The 15,380-nt window shown below is 41.9% G+C and carries 14 protein-coding genes; 4 read left to right on the forward strand and 10 right to left on the reverse strand.

The features are described from left to right. Nucleotides 1-62: 62 nt before the first annotated feature. Nucleotides 63-902 (forward strand): crotonase/enoyl-CoA hydratase family protein, encoded by an 840-nt coding sequence (locus DM09_RS06595; protein WP_099098493.1) that lies wholly within the window; start codon nt 63-65, stop codon nt 900-902. Here the strand turns inward: DM09_RS06595 and DM09_RS06600 are convergent. The 8 genes from DM09_RS06600 to DM09_RS06635 all read right to left on the reverse strand — a co-directional run bounded on the left by DM09_RS06600 (nt 899) and on the right by DM09_RS06635 (nt 9,821). Next, nucleotides 899-3,433, reverse strand: coding sequence for an ATP-binding protein (locus tag DM09_RS06600; protein ID WP_038248910.1), 2,535 nt, complete (start codon nt 3,431-3,433; stop codon nt 899-901). The genes DM09_RS06595 and DM09_RS06600 overlap by 4 nt on opposite strands. Before the next feature lie 61 nt (nt 3,434-3,494). Beyond that, complete coding sequence (gene sufT / locus DM09_RS06605) at nt 3,495-4,049, reverse strand: putative Fe-S cluster assembly protein SufT (RefSeq protein WP_038248913.1); 555 nt, start codon at nt 4,047-4,049, stop codon at nt 3,495-3,497. Between the two features lie 3 nt (nt 4,050-4,052). Beyond that, nucleotides 4,053-4,508 (reverse strand): Fe-S cluster assembly sulfur transfer protein SufU, encoded by a 456-nt coding sequence (sufU, locus tag DM09_RS06610; protein WP_038248915.1) that lies wholly within the window; start codon nt 4,506-4,508, stop codon nt 4,053-4,055. 83 nt (nt 4,509-4,591) lie between these two features. Next, entirely contained in the window at nt 4,592-5,806 is a 1,215-nt protein-coding gene (locus tag DM09_RS06615) for a cysteine desulfurase (protein WP_038248919.1), read from the reverse strand. Next, the gene (gene sufD, locus DM09_RS06620; protein ID WP_038248921.1) at nt 5,803-7,047 is read right to left on the reverse strand and encodes a Fe-S cluster assembly protein SufD; all 1,245 of its coding nucleotides are present in this window, start codon (nt 7,045-7,047) and stop codon (nt 5,803-5,805) included. Before sufD ends, DM09_RS06615 begins: the two co-directional genes overlap by 4 nt. Then, nucleotides 7,044-7,790: a Fe-S cluster assembly ATPase SufC gene (gene sufC, locus DM09_RS06625; protein WP_038248922.1), complete on the reverse strand. Its 747-nt coding sequence runs from the start codon at nt 7,788-7,790 to the stop codon at nt 7,044-7,046. Before sufC ends, sufD begins: the two co-directional genes overlap by 4 nt. Before the next feature lie 90 nt (nt 7,791-7,880). Beyond that, complete coding sequence (gene sufB, locus DM09_RS06630; RefSeq protein ID WP_038248925.1) at nt 7,881-9,338, reverse strand: Fe-S cluster assembly protein SufB; 1,458 nt, start codon at nt 9,336-9,338, stop codon at nt 7,881-7,883. 3 nt (nt 9,339-9,341) lie between these two features. Beyond that, nucleotides 9,342-9,821: an SUF system Fe-S cluster assembly regulator gene (locus DM09_RS06635; RefSeq protein ID WP_038248927.1), complete on the reverse strand. Its 480-nt coding sequence runs from the start codon at nt 9,819-9,821 to the stop codon at nt 9,342-9,344. A gap of 173 nt (nt 9,822-9,994) precedes the next feature. Here DM09_RS06635 and DM09_RS06640 point away from each other — a divergent pair, with 173 nt between their 5' ends. From DM09_RS06640 to recQ, 3 genes are all read left to right on the forward strand, one after another. After that, nucleotides 9,995-11,173 (forward strand): 6-phosphofructokinase, encoded by a 1,179-nt coding sequence (locus DM09_RS06640; RefSeq protein ID WP_038249199.1) that lies wholly within the window; start codon nt 9,995-9,997, stop codon nt 11,171-11,173. After that, entirely contained in the window at nt 11,170-11,619 is a 450-nt protein-coding gene (locus DM09_RS06645) for a hypothetical protein (RefSeq protein WP_038248929.1), read from the forward strand. The genes DM09_RS06640 and DM09_RS06645 overlap by 4 nt, the downstream gene beginning before the upstream one ends. 67 nt (nt 11,620-11,686) lie before the next feature. Continuing rightward, entirely contained in the window at nt 11,687-13,486 is a 1,800-nt protein-coding gene (gene recQ / locus DM09_RS06650; protein ID WP_038248931.1) for a DNA helicase RecQ, read from the forward strand. A 67-nt stretch (nt 13,487-13,553) separates the two neighbouring features. On the opposite strand, the gene accC is transcribed toward recQ, so the two are convergent. Together accC and accB are read right to left on the reverse strand one after the other, a co-directional pair. Next, entirely contained in the window at nt 13,554-14,903 is a 1,350-nt protein-coding gene (gene accC / locus DM09_RS06655; RefSeq protein WP_038248934.1) for an acetyl-CoA carboxylase biotin carboxylase subunit, read from the reverse strand. 12 nt (nt 14,904-14,915) lie between these two features. After that, nucleotides 14,916-15,377, reverse strand: a complete 462-nt coding sequence (gene accB / locus DM09_RS06660) for an acetyl-CoA carboxylase biotin carboxyl carrier protein (protein ID WP_038248936.1) — start codon at nt 15,375-15,377, stop codon at nt 14,916-14,918. Nucleotides 15,378-15,380: the final 3 nt, after the last annotated feature.

The following is a 15,380-nucleotide window of genomic DNA, read 5'->3' on the forward strand; positions in this document are numbered from 1 at the left end:
TGTGTTTTCTAAGCAACCCTCATGTATGACGAAAGTCAAAAATGAAAGGAAAGGGGTTTGTGATGTACAATAATTTACAACAAGAAAAGTCTTTAAATACGGTTGACCAGTCTTTAAATATTATGTACGAGCAAGATAAAGCATTGGCTTGGTATTATATGGAGGGAAATCCACGACCATGTTTTACACCTGAACTACTTGATAATATTTTAGCCTGGTATGATGAAATTAGAGTATCTCAGGGGATTGAATATATTGTGGCGGCATCAAAGTTTGATGGTGCATTTAATTTGGGTGGAGACTTAAGTCTTTTTACACAATTGATTCAAGCCCAAGATAAAGCAGGTCTCCTAAAGTATGCCACAGCATGTATTGATGTGTTATATCATACGTATACATCTTTAGAACATAAGGTGACAACTATTTCATTGGTTCAAGGTGATGCGCTAGGTGGGGGATTTGAAGGGGCAATGTCTAGTGATGTACTGATTGCTGAATGCAGTGCTAAGATGGGTATGCCTGAAATCCTGTTTAATTTATTTCCAGGTATGGGTGCATTTAGTTTATTATCGCGAAAAGTAGGTGAAGTGAAAGCTAAGCAGATGATACTAAGTGGTAAGTTATATTCTGCAGAGGAGATGTACCACTTGGGTATTGTTGATGTGCTTGTAGAGGATGGACAAGGTGTACAAGCCGTATATGATTATATCAAAAAAGAGAATAGGGTTAGCAATGGTATTCGCAGTTTTCGCCAAGCCACACACTGCTGTAATCCGGTTACTTATGATGAGTTGAAGAAGATTACAACCATATGGGTGGATGCGGCATTGAAACTCACACCCAAAGACTTACGCATGATGGAACGGCTTGTCAAAAGGCAGTCGGCAAAGGCAAATTATTAGGGTATATCTGTATGAGCTTTTGCATGACTGTTTTGGATGTAATGTGAAAGCTCATGACTACTTTTCGCAAAATATTTTTTGAGTTGCTCTAGGTGCTGTTGCATAATGTTATTCGGTGGCTGTTTATATTGTTCAATACTTACACATATTTCATGAATACGGGTTGCACCAACAATACCTGAACTTCCTTTAAGTGCATGAAAAGTATCAAGATATGTTTGCGTATCATGATTGATTAAGGCATGTTCCAAGCTCGATATTTTTTCTGTGGTTCCAGCAATGAATTTTTCTACGAGACTATCGATAAAATGTTCACGTTTAGTCATTGACGCTAACTTGTCCAATAGTGAAGGGTCAATGTATTTCCATTCATGATTCGCAGTCAAAGGTTTTTGAGCGGGTATCATTGCATGGGTATTTTTGGCTTGTGTTAGTTTATCAATGCTTATTGCAAGTTTATGATATTCGATAGGTTTGGTTAAATAGTCATCTGCACCCATATCCAAACTGCCTTGAATATGAGAGGAAATGGCATCTGCAGAAAGGATAATCATGGGTAAATGTTTGTCTGTTTCGATGAATCGGTAGGCTTTAATCACATCCAAACCAGACATATGTGGCATGTTGATATCCAATAAGGCCAAGTGAAATTGTAATGTGTCATCGGTAAGTGCATCCAGTGCTTTGTCACCATCATCAACCATGTATACTTGATGCCCCATAAGTTCTAAGAACTCTTGAATAACATCTTGGTTTACTTCATTATCTTCGGCAACAAGAATATGAAGTTTTCGTTGTGTTTTACGTTTGTGGTAATCAGTGATGGAAGGGATATTATGGTTGATTTGTTTACCAATACATACTTCATGGATAGCGTTAAATAATAAGGATTCAATCAATGGGTATGTTAATACAGCAGTGAACCCCATTTCTACCAATAATGTACTTTCTATGGGAGAAAAGTGCTCTCCCACCAAAATAAAGGATACTTCGGATAAAATGGCTTTATCCCGAACTGTTTTAATCAGTTGTTCAGGTGACATGCCTAATAAATGTTGCTCAACAATGGCAATATGAAATGGTTTAGCTTGTTCATGTGCCTTGTTTAAAGTGGTAACCATATCAATCACATTATGAGAAGAGTGTACGTTTTGCCCCCAGCGCTGCATGGGTGAAACAAACTGCGGTAAAAGTTGTGGGCTTATTAAAGTAAGGATACGAGCATCTGAAAAGGAGGTGGATATTGCAATTTCTTCTTTGTTGATAGATTTTTGGTGTTGAAAAGGAATTTCACACCAAAATTCAGAGCCTTTGCCCTCTTGACTATGTAAACCAATATCACCATGCATCAAGTTCACAAGTTCCTTGGAAATGGTTGTGCCTAACCCAGTACCGCCATACTTCCGAGTGACTGAGGAGTCTGCTTGAACAAAGCTATCAAAGATATTTTGTTGTGCTTCTTGAGGTATACCTATACCTGTGTCAATCACACGAAAACGGATACGCGTAGGGGAGGTTGGTGTATTGGATGCTGTTTGGACAAGCACTTTAATACTTCCATGTTCTGTAAACTTGATGGCATTGCTTAAAAAATTTGTCAGTACTTGTTTCAGATGAAGCTCATCACCCAGCAAACGGAAAGGAACATCAGGTTCAATATGTGATGTTAAGCTGACACCTTTTTCTTCTGCTTTGGGTAAAAAGGGTTGTAAGGTTTCATAAATAAGTTCATGTAAATCAAAAGGTTTAATTTCACTGGTTTGTTTGCCAGCCTCGATTTTAGAGATATCTAAAACATCTTCAATTAAGCTAAGTAGAGTGTGCCCAGAAGACTTAATCATATTGGCATATTTTTTTTGCTTGTCATCAAGCTCGCTAAGATAAAGAAGTTCGCTTGCACCAATAATACCATTTAAAGGTGTACGTAATTCATGACTCATATTGGCTAGAAATTGAGATTTTGCATTGTTGGCTTGCTCGGCTTTGGAAATGGCTTCATGTAATTGTTTAATCAAGCTGGACATATATAAGGGGACTGCAGTGAGTGTTATTAATAAAACAAAGCTAACCCAGTAGTGGTGGGACCAGTAGCTATCCATACTAAGAGCTATAGATGCACCGATAATTGCACAAAGTGCTGAAATACGTAGGTAGGTGGGTCCAAAACGAAAGCCGTTACCAATAATCACCCACAGATAAACAGGTAGCGCGAGAATACCAGCCTCATTTGCAAAATATAAAACAAATGATGTCATGCTCATATCACCGATAATGCCTAAAGTTTTACGTGTATGAGAAGGTTTAGGGGAAAAGATAATCCATGCTAGAATCGATACGGAGACAGCCAAATAAACAATAATTAGAGCAAGAACGTTGGGTTCTTTAAAATAAACAACAAAAAAGATGCTGGTTAATATTATGCGAATAATAGCCTGTACGTGTTCAGTATCAGAACGATTGGATAAACGTTGTTTTATGTGTTGAGAGACCTTAGTGAGCAAGGATATGTGGATATTTTTTGATGAAGACATGTTGACACTTTAGCACAACTTTCTTAAATATTCATAGCATGAAACAAGAAACAAGTATTTTTTAGAACATACCCAGCTGCAATTTAGCCTCATCTGACATCATTGACCTATCCCATGGTGGTTCAAATACGAGGTCAACATGAACATCAGTAACATTCTCAACATCCAAAGTTTTGGCGCGCACATCGTCCACGATGAATGGACCCATACCGCAGCCAGGTGCGGTTAAAGTCATCGTAATATCAACGTTGTTTCCACCTTCGTCGGTATCAACAATATGCACATCATAAACCAAACCTAAGTTGACAATATCTACGGGAATTTCAGGGTCATACACTGTTTTTAGTGCATCCCACACAGCGGATTCTTCAACAGGACCATCGGCTTTTTTCGGTGCTTCTTCGATGTTAGTTTTGGTTTCATCGCCAAAACCAAGTGCATCAGCATCTTTACCTTCAACGCGTGCTAAGTTGCCATTCACACTAACTGTATAAGTGCCCCCAAGCTCTTGGGTAATCGCAACTTGTGCGCCTTCAGGGATAATGACAGGCGTGCCTAGCGGAATGAGGATTGCATCAATATCACGGGTGGTGGTAATCATTTGTCCTGTTGCCATGCCTTACTCCGTTTTGGCTGGTTCACCAGCATCTTCAATTGCAGATTTGACTGTATGCCAGCATAAAGTGGCACACTTGATACGAGAAGGAAACTCTTTAACCCCTGCAAGCACAGCCAATTTACCCAATACTTCTTCATCGGGTTCATCATTCATATCTGCTGTTGCCATATCATGAAATGCACCAAATAAAGCATTAAATTCATCCACACTTTTGCCTTTAAGCACTTGGGTCATCAAGGATGCCGAAGCGGTAGAAATCGAGCAGCCTTGTCCTTCAAATTTTACGTCTTCAATGATGTTGTCTTTATTGATTTCTAAATACACATGCAACTGGTCGCCACAGAGTGGGTTAAAACCCTCTGCATCATGGCTACATGGCTCAAGCTTACCGAAGTTACGCGGTGCTTTGGTGTGGTCGATGATGACCTCTTTGTATAAATCGCCTAAACTAAACATTTTTAAGTCTCTCTTTTATTCACCACGAAGCGCACGAAGAAATAATAAGTCTTCGTGAACTTCATGTGCTTCGTGGTTCAAAATCATGCGAACATATCTCGTGCTTTTGCCAAAGCTTCAAACAATGCATCGACTTCGGCTTCCGTATTGTAAATCGAAAATGAAGCGCGAGCAGTGGCAGGCACTTTATAAAACTGCATCACAGGCATAGCGCAATGATGACCTGCGCGAATGGCTACACCTTCACGATCTAAAATTGTGCCCAAATCATGGGGGTGAACGCCATCCAAGACAAATGAAAGCACACATGCTTTATGTTTGGCTGTGCCTATTTGACGTAGACCTTCAAAAGCTTGTGCTTTTTTAGTGGCATAATCGAGTAATTTTTTTTCGCGTTTTTTAATGGCAGTAAAACCAATATCTTGAATATATTTTAATGCGGCTCCAAAACCAATCACACCTGCGATATTGGGTGTGCCTGCTTCAAATTTATGCGGTAGTTCATTGTATTGGGTTTTCTCGAAGGTCACCATCAAAATCATATCACCACCACCTTGATAAGGTGGCATGACATTGAGTAATTCTTCTTTGGCAATCAACACACCTACACCCGTTGGACCATACATTTTATGGGCAGATGTGGCATAAAAATCAATATTCAAAGCTTGGATATCCGTTTCGATATGTGCGGCTGCTTGTGCGCCATCAATCAATACTTTTGCACCAACTTCATGGGCTTGTTTTATCATGCCTTCAATAGGGTTGATGGTACCCAATGCGTTAGACATATGCACGATACCAACAAGCTTGGTACGCACTGATAAAAGAGCAGTATACGCATTCAAATCAAGCTCGCCAGCTTCATTCATAGGAATAATTTTAAGCTTTGCACCTGTGCGTTCGCACAACATTTGCCAAGGCACGATATTAGAATGATGTTCCATATGGCTAATCAGGATTTCATCATCTTTACCAATGTTTTGATTGCCCCAAGATGATGCAACAAGGTTAATACTTTCAGTTGTGCCTCGAGTAAATATCACCTCTTTGGTTGATTTGGCATTAAAGAAACTACGGATGGTTTCACGTGCTGCTTCATAATTTTTGGTAGCGCGCTCTGACAAAGAATGCACACCACGGTGTATATTGGAGTTATCTTTTTCATAATAATGTTTAATGGTATCAATCACACACTGTGGCTTTTGCGTGGTTGCTGCATTATCCAAATAAACCAATGGATGCCCAAATACTTCTTGGTGCAGGGTTGGAAAATCATTGCGAATATTGTCTATGTTCATGAGCCTAACATTTCCTCTAAATCAGCGCCGTGTGGCAATTTGGCAAAAGCAGCTTTTTCTACATAACGGCGTACTGTTTGATTACTCATCGCGACCAACACTTCATCGGCAAAAGCAAAAGTGAGAAGCTCTTGTGCCGCTTCTGCCGAAATGCCACGTGAGCGAAGATAAAACAATTGTTTGTCATCAAGCTGGCCAATGGTTGCACCATGGGCACATTTGACATCATCATTGTAAATTTCTAGTTCTGGTTTGGTATCAATTTCAGCATTTTTAGACAATAAAATATTGCCATTACTCATATTGGAGTCGGTTTTGATAGCGCCTTCATGCACCATTACTTTACCATTAAACACTCCATGCGAGCGACCATCCAATACTGTACGGTACAATTCGCGGCTGGTGCAGTGGGGCGCTGTGTGGTCGATGCGTGTATGGTGGTCAGCATGTTGTCTGCCACCCAATACGAACAAACCATTCAAGTCGCAAGATGCGCCTTTGCCACTTAGATTCACGATTAAATCCGTGCGCGACAATATGCCACCAATTTCTATACCGTGAAACTGATACGATGAGTTTGCCATTTGCTTCACATCAACGCGTGCAACATGCGATTGGTTTTTACCTTCTTGCTGGATGCGGCTGTGTTCTAAACGCGCACCATCTTTTAAAATAATGGCTGTGGTTGCATTGCTTAATGCTTTGTCTTCGCTCAAGCTGATAAAGTGCTCAATAACTTGCGCTTCTGCATGTTTTCCCAACATCAAACCATGGCGAATCGTATGACTTTGATTGCTGACATGTAAGATATAAAGTGGCTTATCTAGTTTACTGTTATCTGCCAAACAAACTGCAGCACCATCTTTAGCCGTTGCGGCATTGTATGCTGCAAAACCATTCATCAGTGGGTCAGCTGAGGACACTTGAAAAAGTTCAGCCAAGGCTTTTGCATTATTATCGGTTGATGTTTCAAGGGCGTTAAGTGATTGAATATCAACACCCTGCGGCAAATTGGATTCATTCGCAGCGAATGCACCATTAATAAATACCATGTGGTAAGCATCCAATTCGTTGATGCCTAAGTTTTTAACATCAATGGATGCATCAGAGCCTTTACTTTTAAGCAAGTTTTTTAAGCGTGAAGCATCGGTATATTTCCAGTCTTCATCCCGCTGACTAGGTAGCCCCATACTTTCAAACAGTGATAAAGCATTTTGTCTTGTTTGGGTAAGCATACTCATTTGTTTTCTTTAACCCAGTCGTAACCGTGTTCTTCTAATTCAAGTGCTAAAGATTTATCGCCTGTTTTCTGAATTACACCATCAGCCAGCACATGTACAAAATCTGGCTCAATGTAGTCGAGTAGGCGTTGGTAATGGGTAATCATGACAATAGCTTTATCGGCAGAACGCAATTTGTTCACGCCGCCTGCCACAATACGCAATGCGTCAATATCCAAACCTGAGTCGGTCTCATCAAGTAGCGCAAGCGATGGTTCAAGCACTGCCATTTGAAAAATTTCATTACGTTTTTTCTCACCGCCAGAAAAACCTTCATTCACAGAGCGGCTAAGGAAAGATGGGTCTAGCTCAACCAACGCAGCTTTTTCTTTGACCGTTTTCATAAAATCAAAAGCATCCAACTCTTCTAAACCTTGATGTTTACGTTTGGCATTCACACCTGCTTTGAGCAAATATGTGTTGTTTACTCCTGGGATTTCAACAGGGTATTGAAAGGCAAGAAATACACCTGCCCAAGCACGTTCTTCAGGACTCATTTCTAGCAAATTATCACCCTTATAAGTGATTGAACCACTTGTGATTTCATAACCATCGCGCCCTGCAATCACATTGGATAATGTGGACTTTCCCGCACCATTGGGACCCATGATGGCATGAACCTCACCTGCATTGATGGTCAAATTCAAACCTTTAAGAATCTCTTTGCCTTCAACTGAAACGTGTAAATCTTTAACTTCTAACATTTGTTCACCTTTTTTAACCACGAAGGGCACGAAAGGCACGAAGTATTTTATGTTCTTCGTGTGCTCTGTGTGCTTCGTGGTGAATTCTTTTTATCCTACTGAGCCTTCAAGGCTAACTTCCATCAAACGGTTGGCTTCTACAGCAAACTCCATAGGCAGCTCATCAAATACATCTTTACAGAATCCATTCACAATCATATTGACCGCATCTTCTTCAGAAAGTCCACGTTGCTGGCAATAAAAAAGTTGGTCTTCACCGATTTTTGAGGTGGTGGCTTCATGCTCAAGTGTTGCCGTTGGATTCTTTACTTCCACATAAGGGAAGGTATGCGCACCACATTTATCACCAAGTAACAAGGAGTCGCATTGGGTATAGTTGCGTGCATTCTCAGCATTTTTCCCCATCCGCACTAAACCGCGATAGGACTGCTGGGCTCTGCCTGCGGAAATACCTTTAGAGATGATAGTAGATTTGGTGATTTTACCAATGTGAATCATCTTGGTGCCTGTATCTGCTTGTTGGCAGTTGGTGGTCACAGCAACGGAGAAAAACTTACCCACAGAATCATCACCACGTAATATACAGCTTGGGTATTTCCAAGTAATAGCTGAACCTGTTTCGACTTGTGTCCAGCTTACTTTGGAGCGGTCACCGCGACAGTCTGCGCGTTTGGTTACAAAATTATAAATACCACCCACACCGTTTTCATCACCAGGATACCAGTTTTGTACGGTGGCATATTTGATTTCTGCATCGTCTAATGCAATTAGCTCTACGACGGCCGCATGCAGTTGGTTTTCATCGCGCATAGGTGCGGTGCAACCTTCTAGGTAAGAGACATGCGAAGCTTCATCAGCGATAATTAATGTGCGTTCAAATTGACCTGTGTTGAGTGCGTTGATACGGAAATATGTACTTAATTCCATAGGGCAGCGCACACCTTTAGGGATATAAACAAAAGAACCGTCGGTGAATACCGCAGAGTTTAAAGCTGCAAAGAAGTTGTCACCTTGGGGTACAACACTTCCTAGGTATTTTTGCACCAACTCAGGGTAATCATGTACAGCTTCAGAAATAGGGCAGAAAATCACGCCAGCATCTTTGAGTTTACCTTTAAATGTGGTGGCAACAGACACAGAATCAAATACGGCATCAACTGCAATGTTTTTAACACCTGCCAAAAACTCTTGCTCACGCAAAGGAATGCCTAGCTTTTCATATGTTTCCAAAAGTTTTGGGTCTACTTCATCCAAACTATCAGGGCCAGAATCGGCAGGTTTGGGGGCAGAATAATAGGAAATGGATTGATAATCCGTAGGTGTGTAATCCACGGCTGCCCATGTTGGTTCTTCCATGGTTAACCAATGGCGATAAGCCTCTAAACGCCAATCAAGCAACCATTGAGGCTCATTTTTTTTTGCTGAGATATGACGAATCGTATCTTCATTCAAGCCGGGTGGTAGGGTATCAGACTCAATGTCGGTGGTGAAACCTGCATCATATTCACGCTTTTCTAAGTCTTTCTGAATTTGTTTGTTTGTTGCCATGTTTTATATAGCTCCAGTATCCATGCCATTATTCACACGGATGGGTACAACTTTTTTTATACTAAAGATAGGGGTAAACTCTTCATCTACCATATCTTTTAAACTGATGTTTTGCAGTGCATCACACACAGCTTGGTTAATCTTCAGCCAATTGGTGCGTGTGCCACAAACATGTGCCTGTTCGCATGCTTTATCGCCAGCTTCTTCACAGCCCGTAAGCGCAATATCGCCTTCCAAACTACGGATAAGTTCGCGTACATTAATGTCTTGGGGAGTACGTTGTAGCTTGTAACCGCCGTTGATGCCGCGCACAGATTCTACGAGGTTATTTTGGATTAAAGTGGTCATGATTTTTCGTACAGTGGGCTGGGGTATAAATGTCGCTTCGGCTAAGTCTGGTGCACGCTGTGTTGCATCGCCGCTTTTGGCAAGCTCAGACATTAGAAGGATGCCGTAATCTGTCATTTTTGATAAGCGAAGCATTTTATAGACCTTTAACCACCTTAAAATTTGAAAGTGGAGCATTTTAGTCATGTTTAGAAAGTAGAGCAAGTAAAAAATGGCATGTTTAGAGTAAGGGAATAGTTTGACGCATAAATTTGGCAGTTGCTAAGGGCTGGTATAAGCTATTGCATATTCATGAAGCGGAGGCTGATATGTTGAAAGGTAAAATGGTGATTGGCCAGTCTGGTGGACCGACAGCAGTGATTAACCAATCGTTGGTAGGTGCAGTGTTAGCAGCACGCGCGCAAGATAACATTACGGGAATTTTGGGTGCGAAACATGGTCTCAAAGGTATCATGGAAGAAGATTTTATCGATTTAACAACGCAATCGGTTGCCCAACTTGAAGAAGTAGCCAATACACCTGCCGCAGCACTTGGCTCAGTGCGCCTTAAACCCGGCAAAGCAGAATGTGAAAAAGTATTTGAAGTGTTCAAAAAGAATGATGTGCGTTTTTTCTTTTATATTGGTGGTAATGATTCGGCAGAAACGGCGCACATCATTGCTGAAATGGCAAAAGAGGAAAACTATGATTTTTGTACCATACATATTCCTAAAACCATTGATAATGACTTAAGAGTTACTGATCACTGTCCTGGCTTTGCCTCAGCCGCACGTTTTGTGGCATTAGCATTTATGGGTGATGACAGAGATAATAAAGCATTGTCTGGCGTGAAGATTAATGTGGTGATGGGGCGTGATGCAGGTTTTTTAACCGCAGCTTCAGCATTGGCGCGGCAGGAAGAAGGCGATGGCCCGCATTTGATTTATTTACCAGAGCGCACATTTGATGTGGCACAGTTTAAAGCAGATGTGGTAGCCATGGTTGAGAAGCATGGTCGCTGCGTGATTGCGGTGTCTGAAGGCATTGTGGATGCACAAGGGAATCCTATTGCCACCACAGGTGAAAAAGATTCGCATGGTAACCTTCAGCTTTCAGGTACTGGGGCTTTAGGCGACACACTTTCAGCAATCGTTAAAGAAGCTTTACCGCAAGGCGCTAGAGTTCGTGCAGACACTTTTGGTTATTTGCAACGCAGCTTCCCTAGCATTGTCTCAGATGTTGATGTCAAAGAAGCGCGTGATGTGGGGGTATTTGCTGTGAATCATGGAGCTTCATCTGTAGAGAATGGTTCTGTAGCGATTAAGCGAGAAAGTAGTGTTCCCTATGCGAGCAGTTATTTTGTTACACCACTTTCAACTGTGGCGCGTGAAGCCACATCGATGAAAGATGAATACATCAATGATGCAGGTAATGATGTGACGCAAGCGTGGTTGGATTATGTAGCACCGCTTGTGGGTCAATTGCCGAAGATGGGCCATTTAATATGAACAAAAAACACTTATCCATAAGTGTTTCCATATTATTGATGATACTAGGTATTTCATCAAAGAGTTATGCTGAATTGGTGCCAAGAATTGCCTATGTCATTCCTTCAACAGATGGAACCACAGACCAACCCAATTATATGGGTAAATACTGGTATTTAGGTGTTGGTTTCTTGAATACGTCAGGTGGTGGTTTGATTGGACCATCCATTCGTTATGGTTTTGGTGATACGGGGAAAAAAATAAATATTAGTTACTTAGCAGGCGGTCAAGGTTTGAGTTTAGAGGGTGGTATTTCATACTTTAAACAAGATAGCAATGCTGTATTACTTGTTGACTCTAGCTATAAGGGTTTTGCTTTTGAAGCCTCGATACGGTATGGCATTTCCAGTGCTATCTTTACCACCACAGGCTCGTCTAGTACTGTAGAGTTTGCATTAGGCTTTTAATATTGACTTTAGTAAGTGTGTAGGTTGATGTGCAATATATGTTGATAAGAAAATAGGGTGGGGAAAAATGGGGCAAGCACTATCGGTTTTACGAGATACATTTGGCTATGCTGACTTCCGACCTAATCAGCAAGCCATTGTTGATGGCTTGATTGCAGGCAAAGATAGCTTTGTATTAATGCCAACAGGTGGCGGTAAATCACTTTGTTATCAAATACCTGCCATGGTCAGAGATGGTGTGGCTATTGTGGTATCGCCACTAATTGCTTTGATGAAAGACCAAGTGGATGCATTGCAAGCCAATGGTGTGAAAGCGGCATATTATAATTCTTCATTATCTTCTGAAAGTGCTAAGCAGGTTCTGACAAAGCTGCATAACCATGATATTGATTTGTTGTATATTGCGCCTGAGCGTCTGTTGTCTCAGGATTTTCTTATGCGTTTAAATGATATTAATATTGGGCTGTTTGCCATTGATGAAGCGCATTGTGTGTCCCAATGGGGGCACGATTTCAGACCGGAATACCAACGTTTATCTATGCTTAGAGAACATTTTCCGCAAACACCTTTCATTGCACTAACTGCCACCGCAGATGAACAAACACGTGATGATATTGTGCAAGTCTTGGCTTTGCAGCGCGCTGAACATTATATCAGCAGCTTTGATCGCCCCAATATTCGTTACACCGTATTGGAAAAACACAAACCATTTGAACAACTGACTCAGTTTATGGGCAAACATCAAGGCGTAGCGGGCATTGTGTATGCACTTAGCCGTAAACGTGTGCAAGAAGTGGCGGATAAGTTGCAACAGCAGGGTATTCGAGCGGCGGCATACCATGCAGGGCTCAATGCTGACATGCGCGCAAATGTTCAGGAATCTTTTTTGCGTGATGAGCTGGATGTGGTGGTGGCAACGGTTGCTTTTGGTATGGGCATTGATAAACCCAATATTCGTTTTGTGGTGCATTATGATTTGCCGAAAAATATTGAGGGTTATTATCAAGAAACAGGCAGGGCAGGGCGTGATGGGTTGCCTGCCGAAGCACTACTGCTTTCAGGCGCACAAGATATGGTCACATCGCGCAGATTTATTGAGCAGGGTAATAATGAAGCACAAAAGCGTATCGAGAATTATAAACTTAATGCCATGATTGGTTTTTCCGAAGCAACGGTTTGTCGGCGTAAGGTTTTGTTACAATACTTTGGTGAAGAACGCCAAGATGACTGTGGTAACTGTGATGTTTGCCTAAACCCACCCGAAGTGTTTGAAGCCACTAAAGATGCACAAAAAGCACTGTCTTGTGTGTACCGTTTAGAACAAAGTTTTGGTATGAAGTATGTGATTGATGTGTTGCGAGGTGCTAGTCATGAACGTATTTTAAGCAGGCAGCATGATAAACTTTCTACTTATGGTATTGGTGCAGAATATAGCCAAGAGCAATGGTCGGCAATTTTTAGGCAATTGCTGCATCGTGGGCTATTGATTCAAGATATATCCAATTATTCAGTATTAAAATTAACGCCAGCGGCAACGCCAGTTTTGCGCGGTGAACAATCATTAGAGTTAGCCAAGCCGAGATTACGCAGCAAAAGCAAAGAGAAAATTAAGAAAAGTGCAAAATATGCAGACATCAAATATGATGAAGTTTTGTTTGAAAAGTTGCGCGAACTGCGGAAAAAACTGGCAGTTGAACTGGATGTGCCACCCTATATTGTGTTTGGTGATGCAACCTTGGTGGGTATGGCGCAACATAAACCGCTCACAGAAGAAGCCATGCTTGAAGTGAGCGGTGTTGGTCAAGTGAAATTAGAACGATTTGGTAAAGATTTTTTAGCGGTGATTCAAGCTTGTTCCGTGACATGAATGGGCATAAAAAAGGTCGCACTTGCAAATACAAGGCGACCTTTAAAGAGATTATCAAAGCATAAGTTTAATCAATCATTTGCTTGAGCCAGCGCTCTAAGAAGTGAATGTTAAAGTCGGCAGCTTGGAAACCAGGGTTGGCAAGCAAACGTTTATGCAACTCTTGATTCGTGGTAATACCAATGATGGCAAGCTCATCAATTGCCCTTTGCATGCGGCGAATACATTTTTGACGGTCTCGTGCATGGGTAATCACTTTCGCAATCATAGAATCATAATAGGGCGGGATGCTGTAACCTGTATAAACAGCAGAATCCACACGTACACTGCGACCACCAGGGGCATGATAAAGCTCAATTTTACCCGGAGAAGGGGTAAACTTAAATGGATGCTCAGCATTGATGCGGCATTCAATCGCATGTCCCTTCATTTTGATGTCTTTTTGTGTAAAAGCGAGTTTTTCACCGTTGGCGACACGCAGTTGCCATTCAATCAAATCCACACCTGTAATCCATTCAGTCACAGGGTGTTCCACTTGAATACGCGTATTCATCTCCATGAAGTAAAAGGATTGGTCAGGGTTGAGTAAAAATTCAATCGTGCCAGCACCTTCATAATTCACAGCTTTAGCAGCAGCAACACCTGCAGCACAAATGGCTTCACGTGTTTCTTGGCTGATGGACGGGCTTGGTGCTTCTTCGAGCACTTTTTGATTGTTACGTTGAATGGAGCATTCGCGTTCAAATAAGTGGACAATGTTACCATGTCCATCACCAAGAACCTGCACTTCAATATGGCGCGGCTCTTCCAAGAACTGTTCAATAAATACGGTGTCATCACCAAAAACAGTACCTGCCTCAGATTGGCAAATACTAAAAGCAGAAGGTAGCGAAGGTTCGGAGTGAACGATTTTCATGCCTCGACCACCACCGCCCGATGCTGCTTTGATAATGAGCGGGAAACCGCAGTCTTTCGCGACTGCTTTGGCTTCTTCAACCGTGCGTACTGCACCAGGAGAGCCATATACCAAGGGCACACCAGCTTCAGCCATGCGTTGTTTGGCTTTCACTTTGTCACCCATGATACGCATGGATTCAGGTGTGGGACCAATCCATGTGTAACCTGATTCAATCACAATTTCGGCAAATTCAGCATTTTCTGCTAGAAAACCATAACCTGGGTGAATAGCAGCGGCATCTGTTAGGGATGCAGCAGCCATAATGGCGGGAATATTGAGGTAGGAGTGCGTGCTGACGGCAGGACCAATGCAAACAGACTCATCTGCCAAACGCGTATGCATAGCATCTTTATCTGCCTCAGAGTAAACGGCAACCGTCTCAATGCCTAGCTCTTTACAAGCACGAATAATACGTACAGCAATTTCGCCACGGTTGGCGACCAATACTTTATGAAACATGTGAATAACCCCTTACGCTGGTGTAATCACAAAAATAGGCTGACCATATTCAAGTGGCTGTGCGTTTTTGGCGAGAACTTTTTTTACAACACCATCATACTCTGCTTCAATTTCATTCATGAGTTTCATGGCTTCAACAATACAAAGTACATCACCTTTTTTCACGATGCTACCTTCGCTAACAAACGGGTCATCATCGGGTGATGATGCAGCGTAAAATGTTCCAACCATGGGTGATTTGACCACATGTTCTTCATCTTCTGAAGGTTCTTCTGCAATAGCAGCTGGTGCAGGGGCAGCGGTTGCTGCTGTGGCTAAAGGTGCTGCTGCAACAGCTTGTGGTGCTGCAACAGCGGCTGCGACCATACCTTGTCGTGAGATACGTACTGTGCTTTCCCCTTCTGTAACTTCAATTTCTGTGACATCGCTTTGTTGTACCAAGCGAATAAGTTTGCGAATTTCTGCAATGTCCATGTT

The organism is Ghiorsea bivora (assembly GCF_000744415.1).
In the GTDB taxonomy this organism is placed as follows: domain Bacteria; phylum Pseudomonadota; class Zetaproteobacteria; order Mariprofundales; family Mariprofundaceae; genus Ghiorsea; species Ghiorsea bivora.